At 66.4% G+C, this 20,014-nt stretch carries 15 protein-coding genes and 1 tRNA gene; 2 read left to right on the top strand and 14 right to left on the bottom strand.

Translation table 11 applies throughout. The features are described 5' to 3' along the window. Positions 1-65: 65 nt before the first annotated feature. From tuf to rpsL, 4 genes are all read right to left on the bottom strand, one after another. Complete coding sequence (tuf, locus tag BO64_RS02760) at positions 66-1,256, bottom strand: elongation factor Tu (protein ID WP_496401745.1); 1,191 nt, start codon at positions 1,254-1,256, stop codon at positions 66-68. 49 nt (positions 1,257-1,305) lie between these two features. Further along, entirely contained in the window at positions 1,306-3,384 is a 2,079-nt protein-coding gene (gene fusA, locus BO64_RS02755; protein WP_496401744.1) for an elongation factor G, read from the bottom strand. Positions 3,385-3,485: 101 nt separating this feature from the next. Further along, the gene (gene rpsG / locus BO64_RS02750) at positions 3,486-3,959 is read right to left on the bottom strand and encodes a 30S ribosomal protein S7 (RefSeq protein WP_496401743.1); all 474 of its coding nucleotides are present in this window, start codon (positions 3,957-3,959) and stop codon (positions 3,486-3,488) included. A gap of 11 nt (positions 3,960-3,970) precedes the next feature. After that, positions 3,971-4,342, bottom strand: coding sequence for a 30S ribosomal protein S12 (gene rpsL / locus BO64_RS02745; RefSeq protein WP_257837985.1), 372 nt, complete (start codon positions 4,340-4,342; stop codon positions 3,971-3,973). 500 nt (positions 4,343-4,842) lie between these two features. On the opposite strand from rpsL, the gene BO64_RS02740 reads away from it, so the two are divergent. Beyond that, positions 4,843-5,532 carry a hypothetical protein gene (locus BO64_RS02740; RefSeq protein ID WP_496401742.1) on the top strand — a complete coding sequence of 230 codons (690 nt, stop codon included), beginning with the start codon at positions 4,843-4,845 and terminating at the stop codon, positions 5,530-5,532. A 96-nt stretch (positions 5,533-5,628) separates the two neighbouring features. On the opposite strand, the gene rpoC is transcribed toward BO64_RS02740, so the two are convergent. The 9 genes from rpoC to BO64_RS02695 form a co-directional block, all read right to left on the bottom strand. Beyond that, positions 5,629-9,819 carry a DNA-directed RNA polymerase subunit beta' gene (rpoC, locus tag BO64_RS02735; protein ID WP_496401741.1) on the bottom strand — a complete coding sequence of 1,397 codons (4,191 nt, stop codon included), beginning with the start codon at positions 9,817-9,819 and terminating at the stop codon, positions 5,629-5,631. Positions 9,820-9,923: 104 nt separating this feature from the next. Then, positions 9,924-13,994 carry a DNA-directed RNA polymerase subunit beta gene (rpoB, locus tag BO64_RS02730; protein WP_496401740.1) on the bottom strand — a complete coding sequence of 1,357 codons (4,071 nt, stop codon included), beginning with the start codon at positions 13,992-13,994 and terminating at the stop codon, positions 9,924-9,926. Positions 13,995-14,803: 809 nt separating this feature from the next. Next, positions 14,804-15,193, bottom strand: coding sequence for a 50S ribosomal protein L7/L12 (gene rplL / locus BO64_RS02725; protein ID WP_496401739.1), 390 nt, complete (start codon positions 15,191-15,193; stop codon positions 14,804-14,806). A 46-nt stretch (positions 15,194-15,239) separates the two neighbouring features. Next, on the bottom strand, positions 15,240-15,755 hold the full coding sequence (gene rplJ / locus BO64_RS02720; RefSeq protein ID WP_496401738.1) for a 50S ribosomal protein L10: 516 nt from the start codon (positions 15,753-15,755) through the stop codon (positions 15,240-15,242). 424 nt (positions 15,756-16,179) lie between these two features. Continuing rightward, on the bottom strand, positions 16,180-16,869 hold the full coding sequence (gene rplA / locus BO64_RS02715) for a 50S ribosomal protein L1 (RefSeq protein WP_496401737.1): 690 nt from the start codon (positions 16,867-16,869) through the stop codon (positions 16,180-16,182). Positions 16,870-16,873: 4 nt separating this feature from the next. After that, on the bottom strand, positions 16,874-17,305 hold the full coding sequence (gene rplK / locus BO64_RS02710; protein ID WP_496401736.1) for a 50S ribosomal protein L11: 432 nt from the start codon (positions 17,303-17,305) through the stop codon (positions 16,874-16,876). 242 nt (positions 17,306-17,547) lie between these two features. After that, positions 17,548-18,117 carry a transcription termination/antitermination protein NusG gene (gene nusG, locus BO64_RS02705; RefSeq protein ID WP_496401735.1) on the bottom strand — a complete coding sequence of 190 codons (570 nt, stop codon included), beginning with the start codon at positions 18,115-18,117 and terminating at the stop codon, positions 17,548-17,550. A 6-nt stretch (positions 18,118-18,123) separates the two neighbouring features. Beyond that, positions 18,124-18,426, bottom strand: a complete 303-nt coding sequence (gene secE, locus BO64_RS02700) for a preprotein translocase subunit SecE (RefSeq protein WP_496401734.1) — start codon at positions 18,424-18,426, stop codon at positions 18,124-18,126. A gap of 64 nt (positions 18,427-18,490) precedes the next feature. Beyond that, positions 18,491-18,566 (bottom strand) — tRNA-Trp (locus tag BO64_RS02695). Positions 18,567-18,742: 176 nt separating this feature from the next. On the opposite strand from BO64_RS02695, the gene BO64_RS02690 reads away from it, so the two are divergent. Continuing rightward, on the top strand, positions 18,743-18,976 hold the full coding sequence (locus tag BO64_RS02690) for a hypothetical protein (RefSeq protein WP_496401733.1): 234 nt from the start codon (positions 18,743-18,745) through the stop codon (positions 18,974-18,976). 9 nt (positions 18,977-18,985) lie between these two features. Here BO64_RS02690 and BO64_RS02685 read toward each other — a convergent pair whose 3' ends face one another. After that, complete coding sequence (locus BO64_RS02685) at positions 18,986-19,822, bottom strand: GIN domain-containing protein (RefSeq protein WP_496401732.1); 837 nt, start codon at positions 19,820-19,822, stop codon at positions 18,986-18,988. Between the last annotated feature and the right edge of the window lie 192 nt (positions 19,823-20,014).

Below are 20,014 nucleotides of genomic sequence, written 5' to 3'. Positions count from 1 at the left end.
AAGAGAAAAGGCCGCCGGGGGTGTCCCGACGGCCTCTTCGAGGTGTTCAGCGCTGTGGCGCGATCTTACTTGATGATCTTGGCCACGACGCCAGCGCCGACGGTCCGGCCACCTTCGCGAATGGCGAAGCGCAGGCCCTGGTCCATGGCGATCGGCGTGATCAGCTCAACGTTCAGCTCGGCGTTGTCGCCGGGCATGACCATCTCCACGCCTTCCTTCAGCTTGATGATCCCCGTCACGTCCGTCGTCCGGAAGTAGAACTGCGGACGGTAGTTCGTGAAGAACGGGGTGTGACGGCCGCCTTCTTCCTTCGTCAGGATGTAGGCCTCAGCCACAAACTCCGTGTGCGGGGTGATCGAGCCCGGCTTGCACAGCACCTGGCCACGCTCGACTTCTTCCCGCTTCGTGCCGCGCAGCAGCACGCCCACGTTGTCGCCCGCCTGACCTTGGTCCAGCAGCTTGCGGAACATTTCCACGCCCGTGCAGGTCGTCTTCTGCACCGGACGAATGCCGACGATCTCAACTTCGTCGCCAACCTTCACGATGCCCTTCTCGATCCGGCCCGTCACCACGGTGCCCCGGCCCGAGATCGAGAACACGTCTTCCACCGGCATCAGGAACGGCTGGTCCACCGGACGCTCAGGCTGCGGGATGTAGCTGTCCACCGCAGCCATCAGCTCCAGGATCTTCTGCTCGCCGATCTCCGGATCACGGCCTTCAACCGCCGCCAGGGCCGAGCCCTTCACCACCGGAATGTCATCGCCCGGGAACTGGTACGAGCTCAGCAGCTCGCGGACTTCCATTTCCACCAGGTCCAGCAGCTCGGCGTCGTCGACCATGTCGACCTTGTTCATGAACACCACCAGCGCCGGAACGCCAACCTGACGGGCCAGCAGGATGTGCTCACGCGTCTGCGGCATCGGACCGTCAGCCGCCGAAACCACCAGGATCGCGCCGTCCATCTGCGCCGCGCCCGTGATCATGTTCTTCACGTAGTCGGCGTGCCCAGGGCAGTCCACGTGCGCGTAGTGACGGCTCTCCGTCTCATATTCCACGTGCGCCGTGTTGATCGTGATCCCGCGCGCCTTCTCTTCCGGCGCCGCGTCAATCTCGTCGTACTTCCTCGCCGTCGCGCCGCCCGTCTTCGCCAGCGTCATCGTGATCGCCGCCGTCAGCGTCGTCTTGCCGTGGTCAACGTGGCCGATCGTGCCGATGTTGCAGTGCGGCTTCGTGCGTTCAAACTTCTCTTTGGCCATTTCAAGCTCCAGCCCTGTCCGGGCTTGTCCTCTCAGCTAGGGTTGGAAATCAGGCGTACTTCTTGATGACTTCTTCGGCGACGACTTGCGGCACCGTGTCGTAGTGGCTGAACAGCATCGTGAACTGCGCCCGGCCCTGCGACATGCCCCGCAGGTTGTTCACGTAGCCGAACATGTTGGCCAGCGGAACGAAGGCGTTGATCACGGTGGCGTTGCCCCGCATGTCCTGGCCCTGGATCTGGCCGCGGCGGCCGTTCAGGTCGCCGATGACCGAGCCCAGGTATTCCTCGGGCGTCACCACTTCCACCGCCATGATCGGCTCGAGCAGCTTCGGGGCCGCCTTCTCGCGCAGTTCCTTGAAGGCCGCGCGGGCGGCGATTTCGAACGCCAGGACCGACGAGTCGACGTCGTGGAAGGCGCCGTCCACGAGGGTCGCCTTGAAGTCGATGACCGGGAAGCCGGCCAGCAGGCCGTTTTCCTTGGCCGACTCCAGCCCCTTCTGGACGCCGGGGACGTATTCCTTCGGCACCGCGCCGCCGACGATCGCGCTCTCGAAGACGAAGCCCGAACCCGGCTCGCCCGGCTCGAACACCAGCTTCACACGGGCGAACTGACCCGTACCGCCGGTCTGCTTCTTGTGCGTGTAGTCGATCTCGGCCCGGCGCGAGATGCTCTCGCGGTAGGCCACCTGCGGCGCGCCGATGTTGGCCTCGACCTTATAGGTGCGCTTCAGGATGTCGATCTTGATGTCGAGGTGCAGCTCGCCCATGCCCTTCAGGATGGTCTGACCGGACTCGTGGTCGGTCGACACCTGGAAGGACGGGTCTTCGGCGGCGAGCTTGGCCAGGGCGACGCCCAGCTTTTCCTGGTCGGCCTTGGACTTGGGCTCCACGGCGATCTCGATCACCGGCGCCGGGAACTCCATGCGCTCCAGGATCACCGGCTGGCGGGTCGGGTCGCACAGGGTGTCGCCGGTGCGGGTTTCCTTCAGGCCCGCCAGGGCGACGATGTCGCCGGCATAGGCTTCCTTGATGTCCTCGCGGTTGTTCGAGTGCATCAGCAGCATCCGGCCGACCCGCTCGCGCTTGTCGCGCGTCGAGTTCATCAGGGCCATGCCGGTTTCCAGCTTACCCGAGTAGATGCGGCAGAAGGTGAGCGAGCCCACGAAGGGGTCGTCCATGATCTTGAACGCCAGGACCGACAGCGGCTCGTCGTCCGAGGCCTTCCGCTCGACTTCCTCTTCGGTGCGGAAGTCGATGCCCTTGGTCGGCGGGATGTCCACCGGCGACGGCAGGTAGTCGACGACGGCGTCGAGGAGCGGCTGCACGCCCTTGTTCTTGAAAGCCGAGCCGCAGAGGATCGGGTAGAACGCGCCGGTCAGCACAGCCTTACGGATGCACTTCTTGATCACCTCTTCCGAGGGCTCCTCGCCCGAGAGGTAGGCCTCCATGGCCTCGTCGTCCATTTCGACGGCGCTCTCGACCAGGTAGTTGCGGGCGGCTTCCGCCTTTTCCTTCAGGTCGGCGGGGATTTCCTCGTCGTGATACTTCGCGCCCAGGGCGTCGTTGTCCCACACCACGGCCTTCATGCGGACGAGGTCCACAATGCCGCGAAGCGCCGATTCCTGACCGATCGGCAGCTGGATCGGAACAGCCTTCGCGCCCAGGCGGTCGCGGATACTTTCCACCGACTTGTCGAAGTCGGCGCCCAGCTTGTCCATCTTGTTGACGAAGACGATCCGCGGAACCTTGTACTTGTCAGCCTGACGCCAGACGGTCTCGGTTTGCGGTTCAACGCCGGCGTTGCCGTCGAGCACGGTCACGGCGCCGTCGAGCACGCGCAGGCTCCGCTCCACCTCGATGGTGAAGTCCACGTGCCCGGGCGTGTCGATGATGTTCAGGCGCTTGCCGTTCCAGAAAGCGGTCGTCGCGGCGGACGTGATCGTGATGCCGCGCTCCTGCTCCTGCTCCATCCAGTCCATGGTGGCCGAGCCATCATGGGTTTCGCCGATCTTATGGTTCTTACCGGTGTAGAAGAGGATCCGCTCGGTCGTGGTGGTCTTGCCCGCATCGATGTGGGCCATGATCCCGAAGTTGCGGTAATCTTCGATCTTGTGGGTGCGGGGCATAGCGGAAGCTCTGCTAAAAGGTATTTCGGGGAAGGCTGAACGAACGGCGCGGGCGGTTTATCTCAAACCGCCCGCGCCGGAAAGCTCACTGATATGGGCGCTTACCAGCGGTAGTGCGAGAAGGCCCGGTTGGCTTCCGCCATCTTATGGGTGTCTTCCCGCTTCTTCACCGCCGAACCGCGGTTGGCAGAGGCGTCCAGCAGCTCGCCCGCCAGCTTCTCCGTCATGGTGTTCTCGCCCCGGTTGCGGGCGGCGTTCACCAGCCAGCGGATGGCCAGGGCGCGCCGACGCTCCGGACGGACTTCGACGGGGACCTGATAGGTCGCACCGCCGACCCGGCGGGAACGGACTTCGATGGCGGGAGCCACGTTGTCCAGGGCCGCATGGAAGGTTTCCAGCGGACCCTGGTCCTTGCGACGGGCTTCCAGGATGTCGAAGGCGCCATAGACGATGTTCTCGGCCACGGCCTTCTTACCTTCGTACATCACGTAGTTCATGAACTTCGTGACGACGATGTCCCCGAACTTCGGATCCGGGAGGACTTCACGTTTGTCTGCGCGACGGCGACGGGACATCTCTTAAATCCTTACTTCGGACGCTTGGCGCCGTAGAGCGAGCGGCGCTGCTTGCGGTCCTTGACCCCTTGGGTGTCGAGCACGCCACGGAGGATGTGGTAGCGCACGCCGGGAAGGTCCTTCACGCGGCCGCCGCGGATCAGGACCACCGAGTGCTCCTGAAGATTGTGGCCTTCGCCGGGGATGTAGCACACCGCTTCGATGCCGGTGGTCAGGCGCACCTTGGCGACCTTACGCAGAGCCGAGTTCGGCTTCTTCGGGGTCGTCGTATAGACCCGGGTGCAAACGCCGCGGCGCTGCGGGCAGCCCTTCAGGGCCGGGACCTTGTTCCGCGCCGGCTTCGACTGGCGAGGCTTGCGGATGAGCTGGTTGACTGTCGGCATCTAATCTCGCTTGGGAGGCGTGTGCCGTTTGGCCGGAGCGCCTCGGTTTGGGGTCTCATTTTCGTAGGTCCGAAGCCGGCCCTCAGAACACAAAAACTCGCCGGGACGCGTGAATGCGGCGTTCCGGCGGGTATGGGCTCATCGGACTGGGACGGGAATCCCGGCCTCGAAAGAGCGCGCTACATAGTCTTAAGCGGCCTTCCCGTCAACGCGAGTCCTGGGACGCCCCCAAGGGAGCCCCTTTAGGGACGGTCAAGAAGCCGCCCGTGGCGCAGGGGCGCAGGCCCGTTCGGTCTTATAGAGCCTTCCGTGCGGCAGCGGAACAGGCTCGGCCGCCTGGCTATCGACCCCCACATCCGCAATAGCGAGCCCGGGGCGGAACGCCGATAGTGGACTCAACGTCTGCGCCCTCGCCGCCCCCGCCCTGTGGAGTCGCCATGAAATCGCCGCGCCGGCCGAGATACGCTCTTGGCCAAGCTTGACCACAGACCTGGAGCGCCATGAGGCCGGCTGGACGGGGCCGAACCTATAACGCCGTGGCGATCTCGGTCGTCGCGCACGTCGTCCTGCTGACGGCGGCCGCTCTGCATGCGCCCAAGCTGCTGGCGCCGCCCATGCAATCGGGCCCGCCCGAGCCGATCATCCCCGTGCTGATCATGCCCAAGGTGCCGCCGCCCCACGCCGGCGGGCCGACGCAGCCGATCCGCCTGCACCGGCGCCAGCTGCGGAACATGCCGCCCCATCCCGAAGTCCCGCCCCTCATCGTCCCCCAGGCCGAACCTGAGCCTGCGTCCCAGCCGCGGCAGGCCCCGGCCCGCCCGTCGGCGCCTGACCCCGTGGCCGCCAACGCCCGGCAGGCCCTGCGCGGCCTCGTAGGCTGCGCCAATCCCGCCCTGCTCAGCCGAGAAGAGCGGGAGAAGTGCGACGAGCGCCTGGCCCGGGGGGGCCGCGACGCCCCCTTCCCTGGCCTCGGCCTGGACCGGCGGGACAGTTCCGAGTTCGGCGCCGCCGCCGCCCAGCGGGAGGCGGCCTACCGCTACAAGCGCGGCGAAGAGTCCCGCCCTCGCGCCCCCGGCTCCCAGGTCGACTGGGACGTCCAACGCAGTCCGCCCGCCGGCGCGGCGCACATGAAGGGAATGGGCGGCTCGCCGGCCGACGCGAGCGCCGCCGCCGGTCGCCCTCGCGAATAGGCGGCGGCGTCCCTCACGCCCCCGTCCTGACGGCGCAAAACGAAACGGCCCGGGATCACTCCCGGGCCGTCCGTTACGCTTACTGCTGGAGAGCTCTTACGACTCCACCTGCTCGCCCACCGCGGCGTCGGCGATCTCGGCCGGCAGCGGCTCCATCGCCTCTTCGCGGCTCTGGGTGAGCGCCTCGTCGCGCTTGGCGGCGATGCGCTGCAGGTTGCGCAGGTACGAGCCCGTGCCCGCCGGGATGAGGCGGCCGACGATCACGTTCTCCTTGAGGCCTTCCAGGGTGTCGATCTTGCCCTGGACGGCGGCCTCGGTGAGCACCCGGGTCGTTTCCTGGAACGACGCCGCAGAGATGAAGCTGCGGGTCTGCAGCGAGGCCTTGGTGATGCCGAGCAGCACCGGCTGGGTGATCGCCGGACGGCCGCCGCGGGCTTCCGTCTTGGCGTTCTCCTCTTCCACCTCGATCTTGTCGAGGTGGTCGCCCCGGAGCAGGCCGGTGTCGCCGGGCTCGAGGATCTCGACCTTCTGCAGCATCTGACGAACGATCGTCTCGATGTGCTTGTCGTTGATCGGCACGCCCTGCAGTCGGTAGACCTCCTGGATCTCGTTGACCAGGAAGTCGGCCAGCGCCTCGATCCCCTGGATGCGCAGGATGTCGTGCGGATCCGGGTTGCCGTCGATGAGGTATTCGCCCTTGCGGATGATGTCCCCGTCGTGGACGGCGATGTGCTTGCCCTTCGGGATCAGGAATTCCACGGGCTCGCCGCCGTCCTCCGGCGTGATCTTGATGCGACGCTTGTTCTTGTAGTCGCGACCGAACTCGACCCGACCGTCCATCTCGGCGATGACCGCGCAGTCCTTCGGACGCCGCGCTTCGAACAGCTCCGCCACCCGCGGCAGACCGCCGGTGATGTCGCGCGTCTTGGCGCTTTCCGTCGGGATACGGGCCATGACCTCGCCGGGCTTAACCTCATCGCCGTCGCCGACGGAGAGAATGGCGCCCACGGGCAGCAGGTAGCGGGCCTCGCCGCCGTTCGAGATGCGCTTGTAGGCGCCGTCCTCGCCGAGCACCGCCATAGCCGGACGCAGGTCCGACCCCTTGGAGCTGGCGCGCCAGTCGACGACCACGCGGTTGGAGATGCCGGTGGCTTCGTCGGCCTCTTCGCGGAACGAGATGTTCTCGACGAGGTCCTCGAACCGGACCCGGCCGCCCACTTCGGTGATGATCGGCGTGGTGTAGGGGTCCCACTCGGCCAGACGCTGGCCGCGCGTGACCTTTTCGCCGTCCTTCACCCGCAGCCGGCCGCCGTACGGGACCTTGTAGGATTCCCGATCCTTGCCGTCGACCTGGATGGTCAGCATCAGGTTGCGGCTCATGGAGATGAGCGCGCCGTCCGGCGCCGTCACGGTATTGCCGGAGATGCGGGCGATACCGTCGTTGGCGCTTTCGTAGAACGACTGCTCGGCCACCTGAGCGGTGCCGCCGATGTGGAAGGTCCGCATCGTCAGCTGGGTGCCGGGCTCGCCGATCGACTGGGCGGCGATGACGCCGACGGCCTCACCGATGTTCACCGGCGTGCCGCGGGCCAGGTCGCGGCCGTAGCAGGCGCCGCAGACGCCGGTCTTGGTCTCGCAGGTCAGGACCGAGCGCACCTTCACCGACTGGACGCCCGCGGCCTCGATGGCCTCGACCATGTTCTCGTCGAGGTAGGTGTCGGCCGGGACGATGACTTCCTGGGTGCCCGGATCCTTCACGTCCTCGGCCGCGAAACGGCCCAGGATGCGCTGGCCGAGCGAGACCAGCACGTCGCCGCCTTCGACCACGGCGCGGAGCGTGATGCCCCGGGTGGTGCCGCAGTCTTCCTCGGTGATGATGCAGTCCTGCGCCACGTCCACGAGACGGCGGGTCAGGTAACCCGAGTTCGCCGTCTTCAGGGCGGTGTCGGCCAGGCCCTTACGGGCGCCGTGGGTGGAGTTGAAGTACTCCTGAACGGTCAGGCCTTCCTTGAAGTTCGAGATGATCGGCGTCTCGATGATCTCGCCCGAGGGCTTGGCCATCAGGCCGCGCATCCCGCCGAGCTGCTTCATCTGAGCCTGCGAACCCCGGGCGCCGGAGTTGCTCATCATGTAGATGGAGTTGATCTCCTGCTGCCGGCCGTCGGGGCCGATCGGCGTGGTGGAGACCTCGGCCATCATCTCGTCGGCGACGCGGTCGGTCGCCTTGGCCCAGGCGTCGACCACCTTGTTGTACTTTTCGCCCTTGGTGATCAGGCCGTCGGCGTACTGCTGCTCGTACTCTTCCACGAGCTTGCGGGTCTCTTCGACGATCTCGGCCTTGCGCTTCGGAATGACGATGTCGTCCTTGCCGAACGAGATGCCGGCCTTGGCCGCCTCGCGGAAGCCCAGGCCCATGATCTGGTCGGCGAAGATGACCGTCGCCTTCTGACCGCAGTGCCGATAGACGGTGTCGATGAGGTTGCCGATTTCCTTCTTGGTGAGGTTCTTCTCCAGAAGGCGATGGCCGACGGCCGGGTGCTGCGGGAACAGCGCGGCGATCTTCATGCGGCCCGGGGTGGTCTCGATGACCTTGGTCACGAGGTTCCCGTCGGCGTCCATCTCGGTGTAGCGGCAGCGGATCTTGGAGTGCAGCGTCACGACGCCGGCGTCGAGTGCAGCCTCGATCTCGCCCAGGCTCGCGAAGGCCTTGCCCTCGCCCGGCTCGCCGTCCTTGACCAGCGACAGGTAGTAGAGGCCGAGCACGATGTCCTGCGACGGCACGATGATCGGCCGGCCGTTGGCGGGCGACAGGATGTTGTTCGTGCTCATCATCAGCACGCGCGCTTCAAGCTGGGCTTCCAGCGAGAGCGGCACGTGGACGGCCATCTGGTCGCCGTCGAAGTCGGCGTTGAAGGCGGCGCAGACCAGCGGGTGCAGCTGGATGGCCTTGCCCTCGATCAGCTTGGGCTCGAACGCCTGGATGCCGAGGCGGTGCAGCGTCGGGGCGCGGTTCAGCAGCACCGGGTGCTCGCGGATCACCTCGTCCAGGATGTCCCAGACCGCCGGCTGCTCACGCTCCACCATGCGCTTGGACTGCTTGACGGTGCCCGACAGGCCCTTGGCGTCCAGACGCGCATAGATGAACGGCTTGAACAGCTCGAGGGCCATCTTCTTGGGCAGGCCGCACTCGTGCAGCTTCAGCTCGGGACCCACCACGATGACCGAACGGCCCGAGTAGTCCACGCGCTTGCCGAGCAGGTTCTGACGGAACCGGCCCTGCTTGCCCTTCAGCATGTCGGCCAGCGACTTCAGCGGACGCTTGTTGGCGCCGGTGATCACGCGGCCGCGGCGGCCGTTGTCGAACAGGGCGTCGACGGCTTCCTGCAGCATCCGCTTTTCGTTGCGGATGATGATGTCCGGCGCGCGCAGCTCGATGAGGCGCTTCAGGCGGTTGTTCCGGTTGATGACCCGGCGATAGAGGTCGTTCAGGTCCGAGGTGGCGAAACGGCCGCCGTCCAGCGGCACCAGCGGACGCAGTTCCGGCGGGATCACGGGGATCACCGTCAGCACCATCCACTCGGGCTTGTTGCCGCTCTCGATGAAGTTCTCGATGAGCTTCAGGCGCTTGGACGCCTTCTTCAGCTTCATCTCCGAGGTGGTGGTCTGCAGCTCCTCGCGAAGCTTCTCGGCCTCCTTCTCGAGGTCGAGGCCCTTCAGCAGGCCCTGGACCGCCTCGGCGCCGATTTCGGCGGTGAAGCTGTCGTCGCCGAACTCTTCCTGGAAGCGCAGGTAGTCATCCTCGCTGAGCAGCTGGTGCAGCTTCAGCGGGGTGAGGCCCGGCTCGGTGACGATGTAGTTCTCGAAGTAGAGGACGCGTTCAACGTCCTTCAGGGCCATGTCGAGCATCAGGGCGATGCGCGACGGCAGCGACTTCAGGAACCAGATGTGGGCGACCGGCGAGGCCAGCTCGATGTGGCCCATCCGCTCGCGGCGGACGCGCGCCAGCGTCACCTCGACGCCGCACTTCTCGCAGATGATGCCCTTGTACTTCATCCGCTTGTACTTGCCGCAAAGGCACTCGTAGTCCTTCGTCGGTCCGAAGATGCGGGCGCAGAACAGGCCGTCACGCTCCGGCTTGAACGTGCGGTAGTTGATGGTCTCCGGCTTCTTGATCTCGCCGAACGACCACGAGCGGATCTTTTCGGGCGAGGCCAGGGCGATGCGGATCTGGTCGAAGGTCGGAGCGGCCTGGACCGGATTGAAGATGTTCAGGACTTCCTGGTTCATCTCGGTTCCTTCTGCGGGTCTGGACCCGCGAAAATTTCAAAGCAGGACGGGTGGGCGAACCGCCCTCCCCCGCGTCGCCGCGAGGAAGGGCGCGTAAGGTCCCGTCAGCTGTTCTCCAGCTCCACGTTGAGGCCCAGGGAGCGCATCTCCTTGACCAGCACGTTGAAGCTTTCCGGGATCCCGGCCTCGAAGGTGTCGTCGCCGCGGACGATGGACTCGTAGACCTTCGTCCGGCCGGCCACGTCGTCCGACTTCACCGTCAGCATTTCCTGCAGGGTGTAGGCGGCGCCGTAGGCCTCCAGGGCCCACACTTCCATTTCCCCGAAGCGCTGACCGCCGAACTGCGCCTTACCGCCCAGCGGCTGCTGGGTGACGAGCGAGTACGGGCCGATCGAACGGGCGTGGATCTTGTCGTCGACCAGGTGGTGCAGCTTCAGCATGTAGATGTAGCCGACCGTGACCGGACGCTTGAACCGCTCGCCCGTCTGGCCGTCGTACAGGTACGACTGGCCCGAACGGTCGAGGCCCGCCTTTTCCAGGAGGTTCTCGATGTCCTCGATATGCGCGCCGTCGAACACCGGGGTGGCGAAGGGGATGCCCTTGGAGAGGTTGCGGGCCAGTTCGACCAGCTCCTCGTCCGTTTCCGGCAGTTCTTCGTCCGGCCCGTAGATGTCGCGCAGATGGTCGATCAGCGCCTGGCGCTGGCCGCCGTTCTGCCAGTCCTCGAGCAGGCGCTGGACCTGCTTGCCGAGGCCGGCCGAGGCCCAGCCCAGGTGCGTTTCGAAGATCTGGCCGACGTTCATCCGCGAAGGCACGCCCAGCGGGTTCAGCACGATGTCCACGCTGGTGCCGTCTTCCAGGTAGGGCATGTCCTCGATCGGCAGGATCTTGGAGATGACCCCCTTGTTGCCGTGACGGCCGGCCATCTTGTCGCCCGGCTGCAGCTTGCGCTTCACCGCGACGAACACCTTGACCATCTTCATCACGCCGGGCGGCAGCTCGTCGCCGCGCTGCAGCTTGTCGACCTTGTCCTCGAAACGACGGTCGAGGCGCTTGCGGGCGTCGTCGAACTGCTTGCGCAGGGCTTCGAGCTCACCCATCGCCTTCTCGTCATCGAGGGCGATCTGCCACCACAGGCCGGGCGCGATCTCGTCCAGCTTCTCGGCGGTGATCTCGCCGCGGCCCAGGCCCTTCGGACCCGAGACGGCGGTCTTGCCCACCAGCAGCTGACGCAGGCGGCCCTGCATGTTGCGGTTCAGGATCGCGAACTCGTCATCGCGGTCCTTGCCCAGGCGGTCGATCTCGGCGCGTTCGATGGCGAGCGCGCGCTCGTCCTTGTCGACGCCGTGGCGGTTGAAGACGCGCACTTCCACGACGGTGCCGGCCACGCCCGGGGGCAGGCGCAGCGAGGTGTCGCGGACGTCCGAGGCCTTTTCACCGAAGATGGCGCGCAGCAGCTTTTCTTCCGGCGTCATCGGGCTTTCGCCCTTCGGCGTGACCTTGCCGACCAGGATGTCGCCCGGCTGCACCTCGGCGCCGATCGCCACGATGCCCGCTTCGTCGAGGTTGCGCAGGGCTTCCTCGCCGACGTTCGGGATATCGCGGGTGATCTCTTCCGGACCCAGCTTGGTGTCGCGGGCCATGACCTCGAACTCCTCGATGTGGATCGAGGTGAAGACGTCATCGCGCACGATCCGCTCGGAGATCAGGATCGAGTCTTCGAAGTTGTAGCCGTTCCAGGGCATGAACGCGACGAGCGCGTTGCGGCCCAAGGCCAGTTCGCCGAGTTCGGTGGACGGGCCGTCGGCGATCACGTCGCCGGCGCGCACCGAGTCGCCCACCCGCACCAGCGGACGCTGGTTGATGCAGGTCGAGGTGTTCGAGCGCTGGAACTTCTGGAGGCGGTAGATGTCGACGCCCGGCTTGGAGGGGTCGGTCTCTTCCGTCGCGCGGATCACGATCCGGGTGCCGTCGATCTGTTCCACCACGCCGGTGCGGCGGGCGACGACCACGGCGCCGGAGTCCACGGCCACCACGCTTTCCATGCCGGTGCCGACCAGCGGCGCATCCGACTGGATGAGCGGCACGGCCTGCTTCTGCATGTTCGAGCCCATCAGGGCCCGGTTGGCGTCGTCGTTTTCCAGGAACGGGATCAGCGAGGCGGCCACCGAGACGACCTGCTTCGGCGACACGTCCATCAGGTCGACGTCGGCCTTCGGCAGCAGGCTGGGCTCGCCGTTGATCCGGCCCGGGACCAGATCCTCGACGATCTCGCCGTCCTTAAGCTTGATGTTGGCCTGGGCGATGACGTGCTTCGCCTCTTCCATGGCCGACATGTAGACCACGTCGTCGGTGATCTTGCCGTCGCGGACGCGCCGGTACGGGCTTTCGATGAAGCCGTACTTGTTGACCACGGCGTGGGTGGCCAGCGAGTTGATCAGGCCGATGTTCGGACCTTCCGGCGTCTCGATGGGGCAGATCCGGCCGTAGTGGGTCGGGTGCACGTCGCGGACCTCGAAGCCCGCGCGCTCGCGGGTCAGGCCGCCCGGGCCCAGCGCCGAGAGACGACGCTTGTGCGTGATCTCGGACAGCGGGTTCGTCTGGTCCATGAACTGCGAGAGCTGCGAGGAGCCGAAGAACTCCCGCACCGCCGCCGCCGCCGGCTTGGCGTTGATCAGGTCGTGCGGCATGACCGTGTCGATATCGACCGAGCTCATGCGCTCCTTGATCGCCCGCTCCATGCGGAGCAGGCCGACGCGGTACTGGTTCTCGAGCAGTTCGCCCACCGAACGGACCCGGCGGTTGCCGAGGTTGTCGATGTCGTCGATCTCGCCGCGGCCGTCGCGCAGGCCCACCAGGGTGCGCAGCACGGCGATGACGTCTTCCTTGCGGATGACGCGCACGTCGTCCGGGCAGTCCAGCTCCAGACGCATGTTCATCTTCACGCGGCCGACCGAGGACAGGTCGTAGCGCTCGGAGTCGAAGAACAGGCTCTTGAACATCGCCTCGGCTGCTTCGACCGTCGGCGGTTCGCCCGGGCGCATGACCCGGTAGATGTCGAACAGAGCGTCCTCGCGGGAGGTGTTCTTGTCCACGCGCAGGGTGTTGCGCATGTAGGCGCCGACCGTGACCTCGTCGATGTCGAGGACGTCGAGGGTGGTGAAGCCCTGTTCCTCGAGCGAGGCCAGCAGGGTCGGATCCAGCTCGTCGCCGGCTTCGGCGTAGATTTCGCCGGTTTCGAAGTTGACCAGGTCCTTGGCCAGGTAGCGGCCGGTGAGCGCCTCGGGCGCCAGCAGGAGGGTCTTCAGGCCGTTGTCGGCGAACTTCTTGGCGTTACGGGCCGAGATCTTCTGGCCGGCAGGCGCGATCTCCTCGCCGGTGTCGGCGTCGATCAGCGGGAACTCCGGCTTCACGCCGCGCCAGCGCTCGGGCTTGTACGGGGTGGCCCAGCCGTCGCCCTTCTTCTCGTACGGCACCGAGTCGTAGAAGGTGGCGAGGATCTCCTCGCCGTCCATGCCCAGGGCCATCAGGAACGTGGTGGCCGGCAGCTTACGGCGACGGTCGATACGGACGTAGACGATGTCCTTGGCGTCGAACTCGAAGTCGAGCCACGAGCCGCGGTAGGGGATCACGCGCGCGGCGAAGAGCAGCTTGCCCGAAGCGTGGGTCTTGCCCTTGTCGTGGTCGAAGAAGACGCCCGGCGAGCGGTGCATCTGGGAGACGATGACGCGCTGGGTCCCGTTGACGATGAAGGTGCCCTTCTCCGTCATGAGCGGGATGTCGCCCATGTAGACATCCTGCTCCTTGATGTCCTTCACGGAGCGGGCGCCGGTTTCCTCGTCGGTTTCGAAGACGATGAGGCGCAGCTTGACCTTCAGCGGCGCGGCATAGGTCATGTCGCGCTGGACGCATTCCTCGACGTCGTACTTCGGCTCCTCGAACTCGTAGGAGACGTATTCGAGCACCGCGCGCTCGTTGAAGTCCTTGATCGGGAAGACCGACTTGAAGACGGCCTCGATGCCTTCGTCACGCCGCTCGGCCGGACGGACCTCGCGCTGCAGGAACTGTTCGTAGGACGAACGCTGAACCTCGATGAGGTTCGGCATCTGAACGGCTTCGGGGATGCGGCCGAACGATTTCCGGATCCGCTTCTTACCGGTGAAGGACTGCGCCATTTTGATCCCTTGAGGACGGTGAGGGAACGGACTCCCGCCGTCGAGCTTTTCATCCTGCGTCCACCCTCGAGCCCCCTCGCGGGGGCCGGACGCTGGAAAGCCCCTGTATCGTCAGGGGCGCCCCTTCGCATGGTCGGAGGGCGGCGGACCATGCCTCGGGACATCACGCGCGAAGAATCGGCGATGTAAAAATCGGGAGCTGTTCGCGAACGGGCGGACATAAGCCTTTCTGCAGCATTTGGAAAGGCCTGCCCGCGAGAAAAAGGAGGCGGCGCCGGACCGGCAATCCGACGCCGCCCTTTTGGGATCAGCCCGGGCGTATCCCGGGTGCTCGCTTCCAATCGCTCTGGTCGTGCAGCCCACCAACCCGGGAGCCGCAGGCAAAGTTCCCGCGCTCTCCACGCTCCCGAATCTGTGACCGCGCGACGGGTTAGGGCCGGAGGTTGCTGAGGAACCCTGCGATCGGAACACCTGCGCTAGGAACGCCGAGCTTGGCGCATTCGGCCGTGGCGGCGGCGGCGGCAGCGGCAGCGGCAGCGGCAGCGGCAGCGGCAGCGGCGGCCCGGAGAGACGCGCAAAGCAGCGCAGCCGCAAGTTTCATCACAAGCCCATTCCTCACAGCCGGATGCTGAAGCCGCGACTGTGCGGAATCACCCCTGTTCGGGGGGAGCGGCCGGAAAAAGAACAGCGACGAACAAGAGTTCGCGCGGCGACGCCCAGGCCGCCGGCCTGGCGGCCGGCAAAGAAAAAGGGCCGGGATTGCTCCCGGCCCTCGATCTTGCAGAAGCGCTGTATCCAGCGCGTCCAGACTACTTGATCTGGACGGTGGCGCCGGCTTCTTCCAGCTTCTTCTTGATTTCTTCCGCTTCCTGCTTGGAAACATTTTCCTTCACGGTCTGCGGAGCGCCTTCGACGAGGTCCTTGGCTTCCTTCAGGCCGAGGTCCGGACGGACGCCGCGGACTTCCTTGATCACGTTGATCTTCTTGTCGCCGCCCGAGGTCAGCACCACGGTGAACTCGGTTTGCTCTTCGGCAGCGGCGCCGCCGGCGTCACCGCCGCCAGCAGCCGGAACGGCGGCCACGGCCACCGGAGCGGCGGCCGAAACGCCCCACTTTTCTTCCAGCAGCTTGGACAGCTCGGCGGCTTCCAGGACGGTCAGGGCGGACAGGTCTTCGACCAGCTTTTCGAGATTAGCCATTTCGTTCGATCCTTAATCGTAGAGGTTTGTCGGGAAGATGACGATCCTAGGCGGCGTCCTTGGCGGCATAGGCGCCCATGACGCGAGCCAGTTGACCGGCCGGAGCCTGCAGCACGCCGGCGACCTTGGTCGCGGGCGCCTGGAGGAGGCCGATGATCTTGCCGCGAAGCTGGTCCAGCGACGGCAGGGTCGCGAGCGCGCTCACACCCTTCTGGTCGAGAACCTGCTGCCCCATCAGGCCGCCAACGATGGTGAACTTGTCGTTCTCCTTGGCGTACTGGGTCGCGACCTTGGCGGCGGAGACGGGGTCCGGCGCATAGGCGATCGCGACAGGGCCCTTGAAGAGGGCATCGCCCGCTTCACCAGCCGCGCCGTCCAGCGCCTTCTGAACCAGGGTGTTCTTCACCACCTTCAGCTGGGCGCCCTGCTCACGCAGCTTCGCCCGCAGATCGGTCATTTCCGCAACGGTCAGACCCATGTAATGGGTCACGACCACGGCGCCGGAAGACGCGAAGACGCCCTTGAGCGCCTCGATGGCTTCCTGCTTTTGAGCGCGGTCCATTGCGGTCTCCATACTCAGGTTCGACGCACGCGCGATTGCGCACGCCGTTAAGCACCTGTCCTTGTCAGAGAAGCCGCAGCCTCGCGCCCGTCCGGATCGGACGGCGGCGAAACTTCATCTTCCCGTCTCCCTGCGTCCGAGGAAGGGCTCTTCCCCGCGTTACGGCCTCCGGTGGCCCCGGCGGCTGCGCAGTTCTTGGACAGGACGGACGAGCCTTGCGGCTCATCCTTCCTCGCCTCACCTCCGAAGAGGATCGACGAAGCGCGGGCCTTTACACGAAGCTTGCCGACAACTCAACCCGCCGGGGCTGGGCCTGCGCCCCCACGCCAAGCGACGTCAGGCCCAGGCCCGCGCCCGTCCGCCAAAGAAAAAGGGAGCGGCGTTTCCGCCGCTCCCTCCGATCTTCTCGAAACAAGCCTGGCGCTTAGACGCCCAGGCTGCTCGCGTCGACCTTGAAGCCCGGCCCCATCGTCGAGGAGAGGCTGACCTTCTTCACATAGGTGCCCTTGGCGCCCGAGGGCTTGGCCTTGTTCAGGGCATCCACCAGCGCCTTCACGTTGGCGATGAGCTGCTCTTCGGTGAACGAGGCCTTGCCGATGCCGGCGTGGACGATGCCCGCCTTCTCGACGCGGAATTCAATGGCGCCGCCCTTGGCGTCCTTCACGGCCTGGCCGACGTTCGGCGTCACGGTGCCGACGCGCGGGTTCGGCATCAGGCCCCGCGGGCCCAGCACCTTACCCAGACGGCCCACCAGGGCCATCATGTCCGGCGTCGCGATGACGCGGTCGAAGTCCATGAAGCCGCCCTGGATGCGTTCCACCAGGTCCTCGGCGCCGACGACTTCGGCGCCCGCGGCCTTGGCTTCCTCGGCCTTGGCGTCCTTGGCGATGACGGCGACGCGGACGTCACGGCCGGTGCCCGACGGCAGCGACACGACGCCGCGGACCTGCTGGTCGGCGTGACGCGGGTCGACGCCCAGGTTCACGGCGATCTCGACGGTCTCATCGAACTTGGCGTTGGCGTTGGCCTTCACCAGCTTGATGGCGTCTTCGAGGGGGTGGGTGGCGGCGACGTCGCCGGTCCACTTCTGGATGCGCTTCGGTTGCTTGGCCATGTGCTTAGGCCTCCACGATCTGAAGGCCCATCGAGCGGGCGGAGCCCTCGATGATGCGCGCGGCGGCCTCAAGGTCGTTGGCGTTGAGGTCCTTCATCTTCTTCTCGGCGATCTCGCGCAGCTGGGCGCGGGTGATCTTCCCGACGGAGTCACGGCCCGGCTTCTGCGAGCCCGACTTCAGGCCCAGCGCTTCCTTGATGTAGTGCGTGGCCGGCGGGGTCTTCGTGACGAAGGTGAACGACTTGTCCTGATAGACCGTGATGATGGTCGGAAGGGGCGTGCCCTTCGGTTCCTTCTCGGTCCGGGCGTTGAACTCCTTGCAGAAGCCCATGATGTTGACGCCGCGCTGACCCAGCGCCGGGCCGATCGGCGGCGACGGGGTGGCGGAGCCCGCAGGCACCTGCAGCTTGATGTAGCCCAAGATCTTCTTGGCCATCTTTGCCTCCAAAGGCCGGAAAGCCCGGCCGGTTTGAGCCGTGGTGCGGGGTTACGGTGGCCGCCCCCTCCCACGGATTTGAACTTCGCCGCCAAAGCCGCGAAGCGCGCGCATGTAGCAGCAAGCCCCGCCCGAAACAACCATGACGGCCGAAGGGCCGCGGGAATTCTCGCCGCCAAAGAGAAAGGGCGGCCCCCGGCGGGACCGCCCTTTCGTCTGTTCCGTGGTCCGCGAGCGAGCGGCTAGGCGATCTTCTCGACCTGGCCGTACTCCAGCTCCACCGGCGTGGCGCGACCGAAGATCGAGACGGTGACCCGCAGACGGGCGCGTTCCTCGTCGACCTGCTCCACCGAGCCGTTGAAGCTCGCAAACGGACCGTCGGTGACCCGCACCTGCTCGCCAATCTCGAAGGTGATGGTCGGCTTCGGCCGCTCCACGCCCTCCTCGATGGCGCCGACGATGCGCTGGACTTCCTTTTCGGAGACCGGGATCGGCTTGGACCCCGACCCCAGGAAGCCCGTCACCTTCGGGGTGTTCTTGATGAGGTGGTAGGCCTCGTCGGTGAGCTCCATCTTCACCAGCACGTAGCCGGGGAAGAACTTGCGCTCGGAATTGACCTTACGGCCGCGACGGATTTCGACCACGTCCTCGGTCGGCACCAGGATCTCGGAGAAATTCTCGTCGAGGCCCTGCTGCTTGGCCTGCTCGCGGATGCTCTCGGCCACCTTCTTCTCGAAGTTCGAGTAGGCGTGGACGATGTACCACTTGTGGCGCGGATTGTTCTTCGCGGGGGTATCAGCGGCTTCGGACATCTCAAATCACCCGGCGTTCGCCAGCTTCAGCACCTGGCTGACGCCGAAGCTGAGGCCCAGGTCCACGACCCAGAAGAAGCCCGAGGCCAGCAGGACCATGATCGCCACCATGACCGAGGTGATCCAGGTTTCCTTGCGGCTCGTCCACGTGATCTTGCGCGCCTCGGCGCGGACCTCGCGGGCGAACTGAGCCGGGCTCACCTTCTTCTTGGGAGCTTGAGACACCGCAGCCGGCGAGGCCATGGCCGCAGCCGTCTTGGCGGCGCGGTTCCTCATCGCTTGCGGGCTCGACCCCGGTTTCCTGGCCATGCGGCGTCTTCAAACTCGTCTTTGGGGCTGCGACCGCCGCGGCCCCGTCTTCATCTATATAGGGTGGCAGGAGTGGAGGGACTCGAACCCCCGGCCCTCGGTTTTGGAGACCGATGCTCTACCAGCTGAGCTACACTCCTAAAGCGCAAGGCTTTCAGAGCCTACCCTCCGGGCGATGAAGCAACGCGCCGGAAGCCGGCCTGGCCCTCGGCGCGCGCGGCTCATCGCCGGAGCCGGCTGATCTAGCAGCGAGCGCCTGCCCCCGCAAGGGATCGTATGCGGCGGATCGAAAGGCGGCGCTGACCGTTTCGGCCACATGCCCGACCCCCATGACCCAGCCTGGAACCGCGACGACGAGCAGAAGCCCGGTCGGCCGCAACGCAGCGCCTACGAGCCCAAGGGCGCGGAAGGCCAGGCCAAGACCCCCAAGACCTTCACGGACCCCGCCTCGGGCGAAAGTCGGGACGGCGCGCACGCGCCCAACCAGGCCGAGGCCGACCAGACCGACGGCGTGCGCCGCCAGGGCCCGCCGCGCGCCGACGCCGAGTAGGATTGGCGGCTAGGAGCCGCCGACCACGACCCGCCCTGCGCCCGACACCGACTTGCGGACAGGCCCCCTCACCTCTTTGACGTGGATCGAGCCGAGGCCCGAGATCGAGGCGTCGAGGCTGTCGGCCACGCCGTCGAAATCCACCCCGCCGATTCCCGATACCGAGGCCTTCAGCTGGCTCGCCCGGCCGCTGGCCACGCGCACGCGCCCCACGCCGGACACATCGGCGCTGAGCGGGCCGTCCAGGGCCTCCACCTTCACCCCGCCCGCGCCCGACAGGCGCGCATCCATGCCGCGACGGACACGGGTGGCGTTGACGTTGCCGGCGCCGGAGATCCGCACGTCCAGACGCTCGGCCGCGCCCATCATGATCGAGCCGGCGCCCGAGGCCCGCAGCCGGGCCTCGCCCGCCACGTCGGCCACGGTCCAGCCGCCGCATCCCGCACTCTTCAGCTCCAGGCTGGCCGACCGGCCAATGGCCCCGAACACGGCCCCGTCGGTCTCGATGCGCACGTCCCGGGGCGCGCGGACCACCACCTGGGGCATGTCGCGAAAGTCCACCGAGCCCAGCCCGCGGATGCGGACCTTGCGCTCATCGCCGCGACCGTTGCAGTCGCGCAGGCGGGTTCCGAGATCGCCGGAGATGACGGTGCGGTCGCCCGCCCGGCTCACCCGCAGCGGCAACTCGCGGTTCGGCCGGACGATCTCTACCTGAACGTCGTTGCGGGCTTCGGGAATGACGGTGACGCGGGCCACCGCCTCGTCGAACTGAATGGTCGCAGCCTGGGCGGCGGCGCCTGCGGTCAGCGCTGCGGCGGCGGCGAGAAGCACGATCCTGAGGCCCATGGGCCCTCTCCTTCCTGGACAACCAGGAGGAAACGCTAGGCGCCGCTAGGGCCAAAAGCACTTTAATTCCAAGTCATTACAGAGATGTCATGCGCCAAAGAGAAAAGGCCGCCGGGGGTGTCCCGACGGCCTCTTCGAGGTGTTCAGCGCTGTGGCGCGATCTTACTTGATGATCTTGGCCACGACGCCAGC

This window comes from Phenylobacterium composti DSM 19425 (assembly GCF_059568645.1).
This window is presented reverse-complemented; position numbering and strand designations above follow the sequence as displayed.

Coding starts and splice junctions, on each gene's coding strand:
- rplJ (WP_496401738.1), bottom strand. CDS start 15,755: ATGGACCGCGCTCAAAAGCAGGAAGCCATCGAGGCGCTCAAGGGCGTC.
- rplL (WP_496401739.1), bottom strand. CDS start 15,193: ATGGCTAATCTCGAAAAGCTGGTCGAAGACCTGTCCGCCCTGACCGTC.
- secE (WP_496401734.1), bottom strand. CDS start 18,426: ATGGCCAGGAAACCGGGGTCGAGCCCGCAAGCGATGAGGAACCGCGCC.
- BO64_RS02690 (WP_496401733.1), top strand. CDS start 18,743: ATGCCCGACCCCCATGACCCAGCCTGGAACCGCGACGACGAGCAGAAG.
- BO64_RS02740 (WP_496401742.1), top strand. CDS start 4,843: ATGAGGCCGGCTGGACGGGGCCGAACCTATAACGCCGTGGCGATCTCG.
- rpsL (WP_257837985.1), bottom strand. CDS start 4,342: ATGCCGACAGTCAACCAGCTCATCCGCAAGCCTCGCCAGTCGAAGCCG.
- rpoB (WP_496401740.1), bottom strand. CDS start 13,994: ATGGCGCAGTCCTTCACCGGTAAGAAGCGGATCCGGAAATCGTTCGGC.
- fusA (WP_496401744.1), bottom strand. CDS start 3,384: ATGCCCCGCACCCACAAGATCGAAGATTACCGCAACTTCGGGATCATG.
- rplA (WP_496401737.1), bottom strand. CDS start 16,869: ATGGCCAAGCAACCGAAGCGCATCCAGAAGTGGACCGGCGACGTCGCC.
- tuf (WP_496401745.1), bottom strand. CDS start 1,256: ATGGCCAAAGAGAAGTTTGAACGCACGAAGCCGCACTGCAACATCGGC.
- nusG (WP_496401735.1), bottom strand. CDS start 18,117: ATGTCCGAAGCCGCTGATACCCCCGCGAAGAACAATCCGCGCCACAAG.
- rpsG (WP_496401743.1), bottom strand. CDS start 3,959: ATGTCCCGTCGCCGTCGCGCAGACAAACGTGAAGTCCTCCCGGATCCG.
- rplK (WP_496401736.1), bottom strand. CDS start 17,305: ATGGCCAAGAAGATCTTGGGCTACATCAAGCTGCAGGTGCCTGCGGGC.
- BO64_RS02685 (WP_496401732.1), bottom strand. CDS start 19,822: ATGGGCCTCAGGATCGTGCTTCTCGCCGCCGCCGCAGCGCTGACCGCA.
- rpoC (WP_496401741.1), bottom strand. CDS start 9,819: ATGAACCAGGAAGTCCTGAACATCTTCAATCCGGTCCAGGCCGCTCCG.